Annotated in this window: 21 protein-coding genes and 1 pseudogene; 14 read left to right on the top strand and 8 right to left on the bottom strand. The window is 70.1% G+C overall.

The window, feature by feature from the left end; translation table 11 throughout:
• Positions 1-165: 165 nt before the first annotated feature.
• Positions 166-1344, top strand: a complete 1179-nt coding sequence (locus tag ABZ281_RS11550; RefSeq protein ID WP_356654430.1) for a hypothetical protein — start codon at positions 166-168, stop codon at positions 1342-1344.
• 51 nt (positions 1345-1395) lie between these two features.
• On the opposite strand, the gene ABZ281_RS11545 is transcribed toward ABZ281_RS11550, so the two are convergent.
• Entirely contained in the window at positions 1396-2001 is a 606-nt protein-coding gene (locus ABZ281_RS11545; RefSeq protein WP_356654428.1) for a hypothetical protein, read from the bottom strand.
• A 106-nt stretch (positions 2002-2107) separates the two neighbouring features.
• Between ABZ281_RS11545 and ABZ281_RS11540 the strand changes: the two genes are divergently transcribed.
• Complete coding sequence (locus ABZ281_RS11540; RefSeq protein ID WP_356654426.1) at positions 2108-3070, top strand: helix-turn-helix transcriptional regulator; 963 nt, start codon at positions 2108-2110, stop codon at positions 3068-3070.
• The gene (locus ABZ281_RS11535; protein WP_356654432.1) at positions 3018-3131 is read left to right on the top strand and encodes a DUF397 domain-containing protein; all 114 of its coding nucleotides are present in this window, start codon (positions 3018-3020) and stop codon (positions 3129-3131) included. Before ABZ281_RS11540 ends, ABZ281_RS11535 begins: the two co-directional genes overlap by 53 nt.
• Before the next feature lies 1 nt (position 3132).
• Here ABZ281_RS11535 and ABZ281_RS11530 read toward each other — a convergent pair whose 3' ends face one another.
• The 3 genes from ABZ281_RS11530 to ABZ281_RS11520 all read right to left on the bottom strand — a co-directional run bounded on the left by ABZ281_RS11530 (position 3133) and on the right by ABZ281_RS11520 (position 4552).
• Positions 3133-3477 (bottom strand): hypothetical protein, encoded by a 345-nt coding sequence (locus ABZ281_RS11530; RefSeq protein ID WP_356654424.1) that lies wholly within the window; start codon positions 3475-3477, stop codon positions 3133-3135.
• Positions 3474-4040: a DUF6232 family protein gene (locus ABZ281_RS11525; protein ID WP_356654422.1), complete on the bottom strand. Its 567-nt coding sequence runs from the start codon at positions 4038-4040 to the stop codon at positions 3474-3476. Before ABZ281_RS11525 ends, ABZ281_RS11530 begins: the two co-directional genes overlap by 4 nt.
• A 194-nt stretch (positions 4041-4234) precedes the next feature.
• A complete protein-coding gene (locus ABZ281_RS11520) occupies positions 4235-4552 on the bottom strand; it encodes a PLD nuclease N-terminal domain-containing protein (protein ID WP_356654420.1) in 318 nt (105 codons plus the stop codon).
• A gap of 66 nt (positions 4553-4618) precedes the next feature.
• On the opposite strand from ABZ281_RS11520, the gene ABZ281_RS11515 reads away from it, so the two are divergent.
• The gene (locus ABZ281_RS11515; protein WP_356654418.1) at positions 4619-6070 is read left to right on the top strand and encodes a menaquinone biosynthesis decarboxylase; all 1452 of its coding nucleotides are present in this window, start codon (positions 4619-4621) and stop codon (positions 6068-6070) included.
• A gap of 35 nt (positions 6071-6105) precedes the next feature.
• Here the strand turns inward: ABZ281_RS11515 and ABZ281_RS11510 are convergent.
• A pseudogene (locus ABZ281_RS11510) lies at positions 6106-6522 on the bottom strand (transposase); the annotation flags it as partial.
• Between the two features lie 47 nt (positions 6523-6569).
• Here ABZ281_RS11510 and mqnP point away from each other — a divergent pair.
• Positions 6570-7472, top strand: a complete 903-nt coding sequence (gene mqnP / locus ABZ281_RS11505) for a menaquinone biosynthesis prenyltransferase MqnP (RefSeq protein ID WP_356654416.1) — start codon at positions 6570-6572, stop codon at positions 7470-7472.
• Here mqnP and ABZ281_RS11500 read toward each other — a convergent pair.
• Complete coding sequence (locus tag ABZ281_RS11500; protein WP_356654414.1) at positions 7462-8067, bottom strand: rhomboid family intramembrane serine protease; 606 nt, start codon at positions 8065-8067, stop codon at positions 7462-7464. The genes mqnP and ABZ281_RS11500 overlap by 11 nt on opposite strands.
• A 115-nt stretch (positions 8068-8182) precedes the next feature.
• Here ABZ281_RS11500 and ABZ281_RS11495 point away from each other — a divergent pair, with 115 nt between their 5' ends.
• The 9 genes from ABZ281_RS11495 (at position 8183) to ABZ281_RS11455 (ending at position 14596) form a co-directional block, all read left to right on the top strand.
• Positions 8183-8845, top strand: a complete 663-nt coding sequence (locus ABZ281_RS11495; RefSeq protein ID WP_356654412.1) for a UbiX family flavin prenyltransferase — start codon at positions 8183-8185, stop codon at positions 8843-8845.
• A 57-nt stretch (positions 8846-8902) separates the two neighbouring features.
• On the top strand, positions 8903-9358 hold the full coding sequence (locus ABZ281_RS11490; RefSeq protein ID WP_356654410.1) for an Lrp/AsnC family transcriptional regulator: 456 nt from the start codon (positions 8903-8905) through the stop codon (positions 9356-9358).
• Positions 9359-9396: 38 nt separating this feature from the next.
• Entirely contained in the window at positions 9397-10560 is a 1164-nt protein-coding gene (mqnE, locus tag ABZ281_RS11485) for an aminofutalosine synthase MqnE (RefSeq protein WP_356654409.1), read from the top strand.
• A gap of 68 nt (positions 10561-10628) precedes the next feature.
• Entirely contained in the window at positions 10629-11279 is a 651-nt protein-coding gene (locus ABZ281_RS11480; protein ID WP_356654407.1) for a UdgX family uracil-DNA binding protein, read from the top strand.
• 16 nt (positions 11280-11295) lie between these two features.
• Positions 11296-11820, top strand: coding sequence for a GNAT family N-acetyltransferase (locus tag ABZ281_RS11475; RefSeq protein WP_356654405.1), 525 nt, complete (start codon positions 11296-11298; stop codon positions 11818-11820).
• Between the two features lie 91 nt (positions 11821-11911).
• Positions 11912-12211, top strand: a complete 300-nt coding sequence (locus tag ABZ281_RS11470; protein ID WP_356654403.1) for a DUF4229 domain-containing protein — start codon at positions 11912-11914, stop codon at positions 12209-12211.
• Between the two features lie 141 nt (positions 12212-12352).
• Positions 12353-12454: a putative leader peptide gene (locus tag ABZ281_RS11465; protein WP_311774604.1), complete on the top strand. Its 102-nt coding sequence runs from the start codon at positions 12353-12355 to the stop codon at positions 12452-12454.
• 67 nt (positions 12455-12521) lie between these two features.
• Positions 12522-13835: a dicarboxylate/amino acid:cation symporter gene (locus ABZ281_RS11460; protein WP_356654401.1), complete on the top strand. Its 1314-nt coding sequence runs from the start codon at positions 12522-12524 to the stop codon at positions 13833-13835.
• A 95-nt stretch (positions 13836-13930) separates the two neighbouring features.
• Entirely contained in the window at positions 13931-14596 is a 666-nt protein-coding gene (locus tag ABZ281_RS11455) for a TetR/AcrR family transcriptional regulator (protein WP_356654399.1), read from the top strand.
• On the opposite strand, the gene ABZ281_RS11450 is transcribed toward ABZ281_RS11455, so the two are convergent.
• Both ABZ281_RS11450 and ABZ281_RS11445 read right to left on the bottom strand, forming a co-directional pair.
• Positions 14584-15438 carry a MaoC/PaaZ C-terminal domain-containing protein gene (locus ABZ281_RS11450; RefSeq protein WP_356654397.1) on the bottom strand — a complete coding sequence of 285 codons (855 nt, stop codon included), beginning with the start codon at positions 15436-15438 and terminating at the stop codon, positions 14584-14586. The genes ABZ281_RS11455 and ABZ281_RS11450 overlap by 13 nt on opposite strands.
• The coding region (locus tag ABZ281_RS11445) for a 3-oxoacyl-ACP reductase (RefSeq protein WP_356654395.1) at positions 15438-16355 on the bottom strand (918 nt) is incomplete at its 5' end. The genes ABZ281_RS11450 and ABZ281_RS11445, both read right to left, overlap by 1 nt.

Genomic DNA, 16355 nt, shown 5'->3' with positions numbered 1-16355 from the left:
GTATCCGCGTCACCGGCGCACGCCTGAACAACCTCAAGAACGTCTCCCTCTCCCTGCCGAAGAACAAGCTGGTCGTCGGACGTAGAGCCGACCATCGGCCTGCACCCCTCGGACACCGCCCGCCTGATCGGCGTCCTGCGCCGCCTGCGCGACCTGGGCAACACCGTGCTGGTCGTCGAGCACGACCTGGACGTGCTGCGGGCGGCGGACCACGTCGTGGACGTCGGCCCGGGGGCGGGCCGGGACGGCGGCCGGATCGTGGCGGCCGGGACGCCGCAGGAGGTGGCCCTGGCCGAGTCCTCGGTGACCGGCGCGTATCTGTCGGGTCGGCTGCCCGCGCCCGCGCCCCGTGGCCGCGGCGACAGCGCCTCGGCGCTCGTGATCCGCGGGGCCCGGGCCCACAACCTCAAGGCCGTGACCGTACGTATCCCGCTGAACCGCCTGGTGACGGTCACCGGCCCGTCCGGCTCGGGCAAGTCGACGCTGCTGCTGGACATCCTGGGCCGGGCCGCCCGCCGCCACTTCCACGGTGCGGGGGAACTCCCGGCCGAACACGACGGCATCGACGGCTGGGAGCACCTCTCCAAGGCCGTCCTCATCGACCAGGAGCCCGTCAGCCGTGTCCCGCGCTCCAACGCGGCGACGTACTCGGACGTCTTCACGCCCATCCGGGAGATCTTCGCCGCGAGCAGCGAAGGACGTCTGACAGCGGGCCGGTTCTCCTTCAACGTCCCCGGCGGACGCTGCGAACGCTGTGAGGGCGCCGGTGTGCTCACCGTCCGGATGCACTTCCTCCCGGCCGTGGAGGTGCGCTGCCCGGCCTGCCGGGGCCGCCGCTTCCGGCCCGAGGTGCTGGCGGTGCGATACCAGGGGTACGACATCGCCGAGGTGCTGGCGGCGACGGTGGACGAGGCACTCGGGGTGTTCAGGAACGTGCCCAACGCGGTCGGCCGACTGCAGCGCATGGCGGACGTCGGCCTCGGCTACCTGCCGCTGGGACAGCCCGCGCCCACGCTGTCCGGGGGAGAGGCCCAGCGCCTCAAGCTGGCGAAGGAGCTGGGCCGTCGGGCCGCCGACCGGACGCTCTACGTCCTCGACGAGCCTACGACCGGCCTGCACGCGGCGGACTCCGCGCGGCTGCTGGACGTGCTCCAGCGGCTGGTGGACGCGGGGCACTCCGTCCTCACCATCGAGCACAACGTCGATGTCATGCGGGCGTCGGACTGGCTGATCGACCTCGGGCCGGTCGGCGGGGCCGGCGGGGGAGAGGTTGTGGCCGAGGGGATCCCACGGGAGGTGGCGGCCGCGCGGGCGTCCCGGACCGGCGGGTTTCTGGCTCGGTGACCTGCGCCGCGCGCTGGGGATCGCCCGTTTCCTCGGCGGCGTCGTGCCCCGTCAGCCCTGCCTCTCCAGCACCGCGTAGTCGGCGAAGCTGCGGCGGTAGCGCAGGTGCCTCGTTTCCTGGGTGTGCCTGCGCTGCCACTCCTCGACCTCGCCGGGCGCCTGACAGCGACCCGAACTCGCCCCGCAGTCCTCCTCCTCGCCGGAGACGCAGTAGGCCTCGTACTCGGGCAGGGCCGACGCGTCCTGCACGATCGTGTACGGCACGTACCGGAAGATCCGGCGGCCGGCCGACTCCCCGCCGTGCTCCGCCCGTTGATGCTGGCGCAGCAGCACGTTCGCGTCCGTCACCGCGCTGCCGTCGAACGCCGCGCGTGCGCGGTCCCGCCGGAGCGCCAGCTCCTCACAGCCCGCGCACCCGGGCACCGGGGAGGGCGACCGGGTCACATCGGCCGACAGGCCCTCCCTGGAACGCTCGTTGAGCGCGCGTACGCCCGCGCTGAGCCGCTCGTCCAGGGTCGCCTTCCGGATCCTCGCCGGGTCCGCCTGCCATTCCCGTCCGCCGCCGACCGGGCGCAGCATCACGTACGGGCCGATCCTGTCCTGGTACTCGCCGACCTTGCGCGATTGCGGGTCGTAGACGAGCGTTCCCGGTTCCATTTCGCGTACCTCCGTCACTCTGGGTGTATTGAGCGTTGCGCACGGGAACAGTCCGGTTCAATGCTTGGCGTGTGACACCGGTGCACTGTCACGGAGGGGGAAAGCCGTGAGCCGACGGAACGGCGGGGCGGAGTCGGGGGCGAGTACGGCCGCCGTGTTCGGGGAGGTGCTCCGGCATTTCCGCGAGGCGGCGCTGCTCACGCAGGAGGCGTTGGCGAGGCAGATCCCCTGCGACCGTTCGCATGTCGCGCGGGTGGAGGCGGGCACGAGGGTTCCGCAGGACACGTTCGCCAAGGCCTGTGACGAACTGCTGCGAACGGGTGGGGTATTACTCCGGCTGTGGGCCCGGATCGACTGGTATCCGCAGGTGGAGCATCCGGATTGGTTCGCGCGCAGGGCGCGTATGGATGCGGAGGCCGTTGCCATCCGCGCCTACCAAACCCAGGTGATGCCAGGGTTGTTGCAGACGCGTGACTACGCCGCCGCGCTGTTCGGCCGCCGTCTCACCGACGCCCAGGACGTGGCGGAGAGGGTCCGGGCGAGAATGAGCCGCCAGCAGCGGTTCCTCGTGGAGGGTGGCCCGTTCTACCTCGTGGTGCTCGACGAAAGCTGCCTGCGGAACATGGTCGGTAGCCCGGAGGTCATGCGGGGCCAGTCCGACCACCTGCTTGCCGTGGGCAGCCTGCCCAACATTCGCATCCAGATCGCTCCATCAAACCGCCCGGAGATCGACCGGCCCGATACGTCCCTGTCGTTGATCGAGCTTCCGGGTGCCGAGCGGTGGGTCTACTCGGAGTCGCTGGACCGTGGTCACTTCAGCGACGATCCGACCGTCTTCGCGCAGCACATGCGCACTTATGATTTGCTCAGGGCGGACGCCCTGTCAGCACCTCAGTCCGCCGATCTGATCAGCGACGTGAGGGAAGGGTACGAGGCCGATGACCAGCCACCAGCTCCGCGCGGCGACTTGGATCAAGAGCAGTCACAGCGGCGCCAACGGCGGGGACTGCATAGAAATAGCCCCCGGTTTCCCCGGCACCGTCCCCGTCCGCGACAGCAAGAACCCTGACGGACCGGTCATGGTCGTCGGCCGGTCCGCCTGGTCCGCGTTCGTCGGGTCCGTGCGCTGACCTACTGCCCGCTCACCATCTGCAGGATCCGGTTGGCGGCCTCCGCGACCGGTTGCCCCACCGCCCCGACGGCCGCGGCGATCGCGGCGACGGCCAGCAGCGCCCGGTGCCGCTCCTGCGCGGGCGCGGCGTCCGCGGTCAGTACCGGCAGCGACTCGTCGATGAGCTGTGCGCTCGGCTGCGGCAGCTGGTCGCGCAACTCCCGGACCTCGCGGATCAGTTCGGCGAGGGCCAGGCGCAGGGCGGGGTCCGTGTCGCCCATGGTGCCGTTCTTCACGATGCCCGTGTTGCCGCTGCCGCCGTGCATGCTGACGTTGTCGCCGTAGTAGTAGTTGTTGCCGCTCATGCCGCGATCCCCACGTTTCCGCTGCCCCCGTACATGTTCACGTTGTCGCCGAAGTGGTAGTTGGTGGGCGAGTTGATGGTGAGTTGCTCCACCGTCACCTGGAACTCGGTGTCGGGGTTCTCCAGCGCGCCCGAGACATAGCCCACGAGCCGGTCCAGGTGCTGCGGGTCGGGGCTGGTCACCATCGCGGTGGACGGACCGGCCGTCTCGATGGCGAGGACGTAGTGGGACGGCGCCGTGACCACGGAGAGCATCTCGACGAAGAAGTAGATCAGCGCCGCGCCGGAGCAGAGCCACACGAAGATGATCAGCCCGCCGCCGCTGGACTGCTCACTCTCGTACGGGCCGCTGGAGCTGCTCGCGAGGGAGATCAGACCGCCGATGATCGACAGGCCGATGGCCACGGCCAGGATGATCCCGGCGCGTTTCAGGAAGCGGAAGACCGCCTCCTTGCGCTTCGGACGGAGGGTGAACGTGTACACCCGCGCGATGTTCCGCAGCGGGTAGGCCGCGGTGCCGACCCATAACAGCCGCTTGTGGACGCGCAGTTCGATGTCCGTCATGGCGCGCGGTGGAGTGGCGGGCGGGGGTGGGACGTCCCACTGCCCCGGTGGCTGCCCTGTTTCCATGAAGGCCCCCTGAGAGCTGGTGAAGGCACAGTGAGAGCGGTCACTGTGGGAACACCATTGACGACCATGCGTTTCCCAGGGGCAAGTCTTTTCACGGAAGCCCCGCACACCGGGACCGTCCGCGCCCCTCAGGACTCGTCGCGCCTCGGGTCGTCGTCCTTGTTCTTGTCCTCGTCGAGGGACTTCAGGAAGTCCGGATTGTCGTCGGGTGCCACCCACTGCCGGGAGCGGCCGCCGCGGGCCCCGGACCAGCCGTCGGCGGCGGGGCTGCGCTTCTTGCCGGCGATGAGCCAGGAGATCGAGCCGACGAGCGGAAACAGCAGGACGAGGATCGCCCACAGCGGCTTGGGCATGTGGCGGATCTCGTCGTCCTTCGTGCTGATGCAGTCGATGAACGCGTACACGCTGAGTGCCAGCGGCACGAGGAACATCAGTACCCGGAGCATGCGGCCTCTCAGCGAAAGCGGTGGGTGGTTCCAGGTCAGGGTAGCGGCTCGGGGATACTGGACCCCATGGCTTACGACGATCTTCGCTCCCTGCTCAGGGCGCTGGAGCGCGAGGGCGACCTCAAGCGCATCAAGGCCGAGGTGGACCCGTATCTGGAGATCGGGGAGATCGTCGACCGGGTGCAGAAGTCCGGCGGCCCCGCCCTGCTCTTCGAGAACGTGCGCGGGTCGGGCATGCCGCTCGCGATGAACGTGTTCGGTACGGACCGGCGGCTGCTGAAGGCCCTGGGCCTGAAGTCGTACGCCGAGATCTCCGAGCGGATCGGCGGGCTGCTGAAGCCCGAGCTGCCGCACGGCTTCGTCGGCGTCCGGGAGGCCTTCGGCAAGCTCGGCTCGATGACGCACGTGCCGCCGAAGAAGGTGAAGGACGGCCCCGTGCAGGAAGTCGTCCTGACCGGGGACGACGTCGACCTCGACCAGCTGCCCGCCCTCTTCACCTGGCCGAAGGACGGCGGGTCGTTCTTCAACCTGGGGCTGACCCACACCAAGGACCCCGAGAGCGGCGTCCGCAACCTCGGGCTGTACCGGCTCCAGCGCCACGACAAGCGCACCATCGGCATGCACTGGCAGATCCACAAGGACAGCCGGAACCACTACCAGGTGGCCGCGCGCAGGGGCGAGCGGCTGCCCGTCGCCATCGCCTTCGGGTGCCCGCCCGCCGTGACGTACGCGTCCACGGCCCCGCTGCCGGGGGACATCGACGAGTACCTGTTCGCGGGGTTCCTCGCGGGCAAGCGGATCGAGATGGTCGACTGCAAGACCGTGCCGCTCCAGGTGCCGGCGCAGGCCGAGGTCGTGATCGAGGGCTGGCTGGAGCCGGGCGAGATGCTGCCCGAGGGGCCGTTCGGCGACCACACCGGCTTCTACACGCCGCAGGAACCCTTCCCCGCGCTGACGATCGACTGCGTCACGATGCGGAAGCGGCCGCTGCTCCAGTCGATCGTCGTGGGCAGGCCTCCGACGGAGGACGGGCCGCTGGGCCGCGCGACGGAACGCTTCTTCCTGCCGCTGCTGAAGATCATCGTGCCGGACATCGTGGACTACCACCTGCCGGAGGCGGGCGGCTTCCACAACTGCGCGATCGTCTCGATCGACAAGAAGTACCCGAAGCACGCGCAGAAGGTCATGCACGCGATCTGGGGCGCGCACATGATGTCGCTGACCAAGCTGATCGTGGTCGTCGACTCCGACTGCGACGTGCACGATCTGCACGAGGTCGCCTGGCGGGCGCTGGGCAACACGGACTACGCCCGCGACCTGTCGATCGTCGAGGGCCCCGTCGACCATCTCGACCATGCCTCCTACCAGCAGTTCTGGGGCGGCAAGGCCGGCATCGACGCGACGAAGAAGTGGCCCGAGGAGGGCTACACCCGCGACGGCGGCTGGCCCGACATGGTGGAGTCCGACCCGGAGACGGCGGCGAAGGTGGACCGTCGCTGGAAGGAGTACGGCCTTTGACTGCTTCCCGCTCTTCAGAGGGGGGAATTCCTGGCTCAGGCTGCCACCTGGAGCGGCGCCCCAGGAGGTCCTACGCCCTCAACACCAGCCGGGTTCGGACCAGCCCGTACGAGCATCACGCGGGCGGAGTTCTTGTCCCTGGGAGAGACGGCTCCGCACGCGGTGCGGGTGCAGGTGCGTTCCGACAGAGGAAGTGCGTGCTTGGTTCTCGCTCCGCACGATGCGCAGTCCTTGGCGGTGTGCGCGGGATGCACCAGGCGGACGTCACGCCCGTGCTTGCGGCCCATTTCGATCAGGGCCTTCTTGGTGGCCCCGATGGCGGCGTCAGCTGCCTTGCGGGCCATGCTCGTCCTCGCGAGGAACTTCGGGCGGAAGTCCTCGACAGCGATCGCGTCGTGATCGGTGACCACGCGCTTGGCCCACTTGCGAGCCGTGTCCTGCCGTTGTCGGGCTTGAATCCTCCCCGGTCTGCCGACCGGGGCATCCTCGGAGGTTCCCAGTGAGTTCCGCTTCCGCCGCGATCCCGCAGCCGGGACGCACCAAGGCGTTCCTGCGGCTGGTGATGATCGAGCACTCGGTCTTCGCGCTGCCCTTCGCCTACATCGCCGCGCTCACGGCGATGTTCCAGTGGGACAAGAACATCCACTGGGGCAAGCTGCTGCTGGTCACCGTCTGCATGGTGGGCCTGCGGACGTTCGCCATGGCGGTCAACCGGATCATCGACCGGGAGATCGACGCGCGGAACCCGCGCACGGCGCAGCGCGAACTGGTGACGGGCGCGATGTCGGTGAAGCACGCGTGGACGGGTGCGCTGATCGCCCTGGCCGTGTTCCTCGGCGCGGCGGCCCTGCTCAACCCGCTGTGCCTGGCGCTGGCCCCCATCGCGGTGATCCCGATGGTGGTCTACCCCTACGGCAAGCGGTTCACGAACTTCCCGCAGGCCATCCTCGGCCTGGCCCAGGCCATGGGCCCGATCGGCGGCTGGCTGGCGATCACGGGGGAGTGGTCCTGGGACGCGGTGATCCTCGGCCTCGCCGTGGGCATCTGGATCGGCGGCTTCGACCTGATCTACGCCTGCCAGGACGTGGAGACCGACCGCGAGATCGGCGTCATGTCCGTCCCCGCCCGCTTCGGCATCCCGGCGGCGATCTGGGGCGCGCGGGTCTGCCACGCCCTGACGACGGCCCTGTTCGTCTGGTACGCCCTGGCCACCGGCGCCGGCGCCTTCTTCTGGCTGGGCCTGCTGATCGTCGCCGCCGCGTTCCTCTACGAACACTCGATCGTCCGCCCCCACGACCTGTCCCGCGTGAACCGCGCCTTCTTCAGCGTCAACGGCTTCATCGGCATCGCCCTGTTCGTGTGCGCGCTGCTGGACCTGCTGGTGCGCGGCCTCACCGTGTGAGCGTGGCCGGGGCCGCCGGGCCGCGGCGGAACACGAACGCCGCCGCCACCCCGGCCAGCAGGCCCAGCAGATGGCCCTGCCAGCTGACGCCCGTCTGGGTCGGGGCCAGGCCCGCCAGGATCGAGCCGCCCCAGACCGTGGCGATCAGGACGCCCGCCAGGACGCCCCAGGGGCGGCGCTCGACGAAGCCGGTGACCAGGAGGAACCCGAACAGGCCGAAGATCACGCCGGAGGCGCCCGCGGTGTTGGTGTGGGCCGGGGCGATCAGCCAGACGCCCAGGCCGTCCACGACGATGATCAGCGCGCAGACGAGCAGGAACCGGCGCAGTCCGGCGAGCGCGGCGAGAAAGCCGAGGACCAGCAGCGGCACGGTGTTCGCCGCCAGATGGGCGAAGCCGAAGTGGATGAAGGACGAGGGGACGACATCGACCAGCTCGGAAGGGTCGCGCGGGGTGACACCGAAGCCGTCCAGCGCATGGCCCGTGGCCACGTCCACCACTTCCAGCAGCCACAGCAGCGCCACCCAGGCCAGCATCAGCTTGCCCGCGGCCAGCGCGCGGTCGCCCTGTGACCACCCGGCTTGCGGATCCGACATGGCGACCCCCAGCGCTCGCTCGTCTCCTCCATGTAACGGCCCGCACCCCTTGGCCGGTTCCCACCCTGTGACGCCGGATAGGCTCGGTGTTGTGAACCCAGTCAAGCCAGGCGAGATGCCGCGTACGCCTTGGATCGTAGGGGTGTCCGGGGCCTCCGGCACCCCGTATGCCGCTGCCGTGCTGAGGGCGCTTCTCGACGTCGGCGAGAGCGTCGATCTCGTGGTGTCCCGGGCCTCCCGGCTCACCCTGCTGGACGAGACCGGGATCTCCTTCCGGGACGCCCACTGGCAGGCCGACCTGCGGGAATGGCTGTCCCGGGGCGCCGACGGCAAGCCGGACACCTTCTCCGTCGACATCGACGCCGTACGGCACTGGAGCGCCGGCGACCTGGCCGCCGGGCCGTCCTCGGGGTCGTACCGCACCAAGGGCATGCTCATCGTGCCCGCCTCGACGGCGAGCGTGGCGGGGGTCGCGCTCGGTCTGTCGAAGGACCTGCTGCAACGGGCGGCGAGCGTGACCCTCAAAGAGGACCGCAAGCTGATCGTGGCCGTACGCGAGACCCCGCTGAACGGCCAGACCCTGCGGCACCTGGTCACCCTCGACGACGCGGGCGCGACGGTCGTGCCCGCCTCACCCGCCTTCTACGCGGGCGCGACGCACATCCAGGACCTGGTGGACTTCGTCGCCGGACGCGTACTCGACGCGGCGGGCGTGCCGCACGGGCTCTACCGCCGTTGGCAAGGTGAACTCGGCGGCGGTGCACACCGCGACGGCTGAGCAGCACCCGAACCCCATCGGACTCAACCACAACTTCAGCGGAAGGCTTCGATCGCAATGGACGCGGTGGACAGGCAGCTCATCCAGGCCCTGAGGGAGAACGGCCGGGCCTCCTACGCGGAGCTGGGACGCCTCGTCGGACTGTCGGGACCCAGTGTCACCGACCGCATCAACCGGCTGGAGGCGGCCGGAGTCATCACCGGCTACCGGGCCACCGTCGACGCCGCCTCGCTCGGCCTCGGCGTCACCGCCCTGGTCGGCATCTCGCTCTCCGACGCCACCGACCACGAGGACGTGGCGCAGCGGCTGAAGGACCTCTCGGAGATCGAGGACTGCTGGTTCATCGCGGGCGAGGACTCGTACATGCTCAAGGTGCGGGCGGCCGACGTGGACGGCCTGGAGAAGATGATCCGGCGGCTCAGCGGCACGAAGGGGGTCTCCCGGACGCGTACGACGATCGTGCTCTCCACGAAGTGGGAGAACCGGGTCGGGCAGCTGCCGGAAGAGGAGTAGTCGTACGGTTGGGGACGTCGTCGAGGAAAGGTGTGGGCATGGATCTCGGGCTCAAGCGCGAGCTGGAGGAGAAGGTCGGGGCGGGTGTCCGTCTGACCCGTGAGGACGGCATCGCGCTGTACGAGTCGGACGACCTGGCCTGGCTCGGCGGCCTGGCGCACGAGGTGCGCACCCGCAAGAACGGCGACGTCGTGCACTTCAACGTCAACCGTCATCTCAACATGACGAACGTGTGCACGGCCTCCTGCGCGTACTGCTCCTTCCAGCGCAAGCCGGGGGAGAAGGACGCGTACACGATGCGCATCGAGGAGGCCGTCAAGCTCGCGAAGGCGATGGAGTCGGAGCACCTCACCGAACTGCACATCGTCAACGGGCTGCACCCCAACCTGCCGTGGCGGTACTACCCGCGGTCGCTGCGGGAGCTGAAGGCGGCGCTGCCGGACGTCTCGCTGAAGGCGTTCACGGCCACGGAGATCCACCACTTCGAGACGATCTCGGGGATGAGCGCGTCGGAGATCCTCGACGAGCTCATCGACGCGGGTCTCGAGTCCCTCACCGGTGGCGGCGCCGAGATCTTCGACTGGGAGGTCCGGCAGCACATCGTGGACCACCGGACCCACTGGGAGGACTGGTCCCGGATCCACCGGCTCGCCCACGAGAAGGGTCTGAAGACCCCGGCCACCATGCTCTACGGCCACATCGAGGAGCCGCGGCACCGGGTGGACCACGTGCTGCGGCTGCGTGAGCTGCAGGACGAGACCGGGGGCTTCCAGGTCTTCATCCCGCTGCGCTACCAGCACGACTTCGTCGACATGAAGGACGGCAAGGTCCGCAACCGGCTTCAGGCGCGGACGCAGATGGCGACGGGGGCGGAGGCGCTGAAGACCTTCGCGGTGTCGCGGCTGCTGTTCGACAACGTGCCGCATGTGAAGGTGTTCTGGGTCATGCACGGGGTGCAGACGGCGCAGCTCGCGTTGCAGCACGGTGCGGATGACATGGACGGGTCCGTCGTCGAGTACAAGATCACTCATGACGCGGACAACTATGGGACGCCGAACAAGCTGACGCGTGAGGATCTGCTGGATCTGATCCGTGATGCCGGGTTCCGGCCCGTGGAGCGGAACACGCGGTACGAGATCATTCGGGAGTATGACGGGCCCGACCCTGAGCGTCGCGAATCGCCGCAGCCTATGCGGGTGTGATTGCGGCTTTCGGTGCGTGGGGGCTGGTCGCGCAGTTCCCGCGCGCCTGAGCCGGGTACCCGGAGGGCATGGTCAGGACCTCGGCGCCTGAGGACGCCTACACCGCTGAGCCCTTCTTGCCCGAGCGGGGTGGTATTCCCGCTCTGCGGAAGGCTGCCGCCGAGTGCCGGGGGTGTCCGCTGCACCGGGACGCCACCCAGACCGTGTTCGGGGCGGGGAGCAAGGACGCCCGGGTCATGCTCGTGGGGGAGCAGCCCGGGGATCGGGAGGACCGGCAGGGGAAGCCGTTCGTCGGGCCTGCCGGGAAGCTGCTGGACCGGGCGCTGGCGGAAGCCGGCATCGATCCGTCCGAGGCCTATGTCACCAATGCCGTGAAGCACTTCAAGTTCACGCAGGCCGAGCCGCGAAAGCGGCGGATCCACAAGGCGCCGACCCTGCGGGAGATGACCGCGTGCGGGCCCTGGCTGGCCGCGGAGCTCGCCGTCGTGGAGCCGGAGCTGATCGTCGTCCTGGGGGCCACCGCCGGGAAGGCGCTGCTCGGGTCCTCGTTCCGGGTCACGCAGGTGCGCGGGACGGTTCTGGAGGAGGAGATCCACGGGCGGCCCGAGCGGCTGGTGCCGACCGTGCATCCGTCGTCCGTGCTGCGGTCCGACGACCGGGAGGCCGCGTACCGGGGGCTGGTGTCGGACCTGAAAGTGGCGGCGGACGCGCTGTCGTAATAGCTAGAATCCGTGCATGCCCCTTACCTTCACGCTCGGTCCCGCCGTCACCCCCGAGCTGCGTGACGGCCTGCTCGATCTGTGGACCGATGTCTCCAACGCCGGCGGAGCCGTCGGGTACGTGCCGCCGGTGACGCGGGAGGAGATCCGCCCCGCGCTGGTGCAGCACTTCGCGTCGATGGCCGAGGGGCGGGTCAGACTGCTCGTCGGGCACGATGAGGAGGGGCGGGTCGCGGCGACCGCGTTCCTGACCTACAACACGCACCACCTGATGACGCACTGGCTGTGGTTGTACACGGTGATGGTGCACCCGCGGCACCAGGGGAAGGGCTACGGCCGGGACCTGCTCGGTGCCGCCGCGGACGCAGTCCGGCGCATGGACGGCATCGAGGCGATCCGGCTGACCTGCCGGGGCGGACTCGGTCTCGAGCGGTTCTACGCCTCCTGCGGCTACAAGGAGGTCGGGCGCATCCCCGGGGCGATCCGGGTGGCGCCGGGGGACGACCGGGACGACGTCATCATGCTGCTGCCCCTGGCCTGACCCCCCTGCAAGATCGGCCGCTCGGCGTGTTTCACTGGACGGTGCCCCTTTGGGTGCGTTCCGACCGTTCGAACCGGAAGAGTGGATTGAGATGCTCCGCTACACGCTGATGCGCCTCGGAGTCTTCGTGGGCTGCCTCGTGGTCGTCTGGGGCGCCGTCTACTCCGGCATCGCCCCGCGCGGTCTCGGCAACAGCAACGGACTGTGGGTCGTGCTGCTCGCCCTGCTGATCTCCGCGCCGATCAGCTTCGTCGCGCTGCGCAAGGAGCGGGACCGGGCGTCGGTCCAGGTCGCGCAGCGCGTCGACCGGATGAAGGCCAACCTGGACGCCAACCGCAACCAGGAGGACGTCGCCGACGACGCCGCCCGGGCCCAGGGGCAGACCTCGTAAGGTCCCCGTACGCGCCTCGCAGCGCCCCGTTTCCGCACATCCACGGAAACGGGGCGCTTTGCGTTGTATGGGTGTGTGTGCGTCGTCACCTGTCAAAGCCAGGCTTTGGGGTCCCCAAAGCTCAGGTGTTAAGGTCGTTGTATGAAGTCAGCAGTCGCGCCCCACTCACCCCTGAGCGCTCCGCTCGTGGCGCGGCTGCACGTGGATCTCTGTCGGTGCGCGTCCGCTTTCTGTCGTCCCTGACGTAACGCAACCCCCCCGTCGTCTCCCACGTCAGCTCCCCCCTCGCGTCCCCCAACGGAGTCAGTCCGTGTCCTCACACACGAAGTCCTTCAAGGTGCCCTTCTGGGCCCAGATACTCGCCGGTCTCGTCCTGGGTGTGCTGCTCGGCTGGCTCGCCCGCAACCAGGACGTGTCCTGGCTGGTCACGACACTGGAGAAGATCGGCGACACCTTCATCGGGCTGCTGAAGCTCGCCGTCGCCCCCCTCGTCTTCTTCGCGATCCTGGTCTCGATCACCAACCTGCGGAAGGTCAACAACGCGGCCCGGCTGGCCTCGCGCACCCTCCTCTGGTTCATGATCACGTCGCTGATCGCGGTCAGCATCGGCCTGGTCATCGGCCTGCTGACCAACCCCGGCGCCGGTACCGGCCTCACGCCCAAGGACGGCGCGAAGCCCGAGAGCACCGGCTCCTGGATCGACTTCCTGACCGGCATCATCCCGACCGACGTCATCACGCCGTTCACCGAGCTGAACGTGCTGCAGATCGTCTTCATGGCCGCCGTCGCCGGTATCGCCGCCCTCCAGCTCGGTGAGAAGGCCCAGCCGATCCTCACCCTGAGCGAATCCGTCCTCAGCCTGCTCCAGAAGGCGCTGTGGTGGGTCATCCGGCTCGCCCCGATCGGCACCGTCGGCCTCATCGGCTACGCCATCGCCACCTACGGCTGGGACCTGATCGGCAAGTACGCGACGTTCACCGCCGACATCTACGTCGGCTGCCTCATCGTGCTGTTCGGCGTCTACCCGACGCTGCTCGCGACCGTCGCCAAGGTCAACCCGATCCAGTTCTTCAAGGGCGCCTGGCCCGCGATCCAGCTGGCCTTCGTCTCCCGTTCCTCGGTCGGCACCATGCCGCTGACGCAGAAGGTCACCGAGCGGCTCGGCGTGCCGAAGGAATACGCCTCCTTCGCGGTGCCGTTCGGCGCGACGACCAAGATGGACGGCTGCGCCGCGATCTACCCGGCCATCGCCGCGATCTTCGTCGCCCAGATCTTCGACATCCAGCTGGGCATCGGCGACTACCTGCTGATCGCGTTCGTCTCGGTGGTCGGCTCCGCCGCCACGGCCGGCCTGACCGGCGCGACGGTCATGCTGACCCTGACCCTGTCCACCCTCGGCCTGCCGATGGAGGGCGTGGGCCTGCTCCTCGCGATCGACCCGATCCTGGACATGATCCGCACCGCGACCAACGTCGCCGGGCAGGCGCTGATCCCGGTCCTGGTCTCCGCCCGCGAGAACCTGCTCGACCGTGACGCCTACGCCACGGCCGACGGCTCCTCCCTGGACGACCCGTTCGGCGAGGAGCCGCGCGACAAGACCGAGCCGGTCCCCGCGGCCGCCTGACGGGCGAGCGGTCCCGGTCAACGACGGGCCCCCTCGGCGGTCCTTCCCCGGTTTCCCGGGTGAGGGCCGCTCAGGGGGCCCGTACGCTAAGCGGTATGGGTGCCGTGAGGACGAAGCGCATGCCGCGCGCGGTCCGTGAGCAACAGATGCTGGACGCCGCCGTGCAGATCTTCGGCCAACGGGGCTACATGGCCGCGTCGATGGACGAGATAGCCGAACTCGCCGGTGTGTCCAAGCCGTTGGTCTACCTGTACCTCAACTCGAAGGAAGACCTCTTCACCGCCTGCATCCGCCGGGAGGCGGGGGCCCTCGTCGAGGCGGTACGGGCCGGGGTCCGCCGCGACCTGCCCGCCGACCGGCAACTGTGGGAGGGCCTCGGCGCCTTCTTCACGCACACCGGCGAGCACCCGGACGCCTGGTCGGTCCTGCACCTCCAGGCGCGTACGCACGGCGAGCCGTTCGCCGCCGAGGTCACCGCGATGCGCGAGGAGATCGTCGCCTTCGTGACGCAGCTGATCCTCGCCGGCGCCCGCGAGGCCCACCGCGACCCGGACCTGCCCGAGCGCGAGGTCGCCGGACTCGCCGAGGCCCTGGTCGGCGCCGCCGAGTCGCTCGCCGCCTGGGCCAACGCCACCCCGGGCGTCACCGGCCGCCAGGCCGCGGCCACGCTGATGAACTTCGCCTGGGCCGGGCTCGGCGACCTCATGGCGGGGCGGCCCTGGGCACCCCCGGAGGAGCAGCCGGGCCCTCACACCGGGTAGACGTCACCGGTCACATGGATCCGGTCCTCCCCGCCGCGCAGCTCGAACCGGCCGTCTTGTTCCGCGTACGCCACCGTCCCGGGCAGCAGGACCGGTGCCCGGAACTCCACGCTCAGATGGCAGGCCTCCGGGACGCCGTGCGCGGCGAGGCAGCGGGCCACGGTCCACATGCCGTGGGCGATGGCCCGGGGGAAGCCGAACAGCCGGGCCGTGAGCGGGTGCAGATGGATCGGGTTGCGGTCCCCCGAGGCGGCCCCGTAGCGGCGTCCGACGTCCCCGGCCAGCCGCCAGCGCGCGACCTCGGGCAACGGCTTGCGCGCCGCCGCCTCCCGGAGAGCCGCGGCCGGCTGGTGTGTGCGGTGCCGGGCGAGGTAGGTGCTCCTGGACTCCCACACGACATCCCCGTCGCCGCGCACCTCGGTGACGACCGTGGCCTGCGTGCCGCGCCGGTGGGGGGCCAGCCCCTCGATGTGCACGGAGAGTTCGTACGTGCCGCTCGCCGGCATCCGTGCGTGCCGGGTGACGGTGATCGACGTGTGGACGAGGCCGAGCAGCGGCAGCGGGAAGCCCCGGCCGCTCATCAGCCGCATGGCCAGGGGGAATCCGAGCACGTGCGGATACGTCACCGGCAGCGCGTCCTCCCCGGTCGGGAAGCCGCAGACCCGCTCGTACGCCGCGAGCCGCGCGAGGTCGACGCGCAGGCCGGGCAGGACGAGCCGGGTGCGGGGGAACTCCGCGTCGGGGCCGGGGCGTTTGAAGGGGGACAGCAGGGCGCCGCGGGCGAGGAGCGGCGCGAGGGAGGGGAGCTCCGTGAGGACGAGAGCGGCGGCGGGGTCGGCCATCACGCCCCCAGCAGGCTCTGGCCGCAGACGCGGACGACCTGGCCGTTGACCGCGCCCGAGGCGGGGTGCGCCAGCCAGGCGGTGGTCTCGGCGACGTCGGCCGGCAGGCCGCCCTGCGCGAGGGAGTTCATCCGCCGGCCCGCCTCCCGGATGAACAGCGGGACGGCGGCCGTCATCTTCGTCTCGATGAAGCCGGGCGCGACCGCGTTGACCGTCACGCCGTGCTCGTCGAGCGCGCGCGGCGCGAGGGAGCGGACCAGGCCGACGACGCCCGCCTTGCTCGCCCCGTAGTTGGTCTGGCCGACGTTGCCGGCGAGCCCCGCGATCGAGGCGGTGGCGACGATCCGGCCGCCGCGCTTCAGCGTGCCGTCCTTCAGCAGGGCGTCCGTGGTGCGCAGCACGCTCGTCAGGTTCACTTCCAGGACGGAGATCCAGCGTTCGGCGGGCATGTTCACCAGCCGTCGGTCGCGGGTGATGCCCGCGTTGTGGATCAGCAGGTCCAGACCGTCGGGCAGGGCATCGGCGATCCGGGCGCCCGCGTCGGCGGATGTCATGTCGAGGAGCAGCGCGGTGCCGCCGAGCCGCTCGGCGACGCGCCGGGCGTCCTGCTCGGCCTGCGGCATGTCGAGCACGACGACCCGGGCACCGTCGCGCGCGAGGGTCTCGGCGACCGCCTCACCGATGCCCCGGGCGGCGCCGGTGACGAGGGCGGTGCGGCCGGACAGGGGGCGGTCCGGGTCGGCCGCGGTCGGCCCCTGGGCGGCTCCCACCTCGATCACCTGCCCGCTCACATACGCCGACTTGGGTGACAGCAGGAAGCGCAGGGTGGATTCCGCGGCGGCGGCGTCCGTGAGCCGGACCAGGTTCACCGTCCTGCCCCGGGCGATCTCCTTGCCGAGGGAGCGCGTGAAGCCCTC

This window comes from Streptomyces sp. NPDC006265, from assembly GCF_040613555.1.
GTDB lineage: Bacteria > Actinomycetota > Actinomycetes > Streptomycetales > Streptomycetaceae > Streptomyces.
This window is presented reverse-complemented; position numbering and strand designations above follow the sequence as displayed.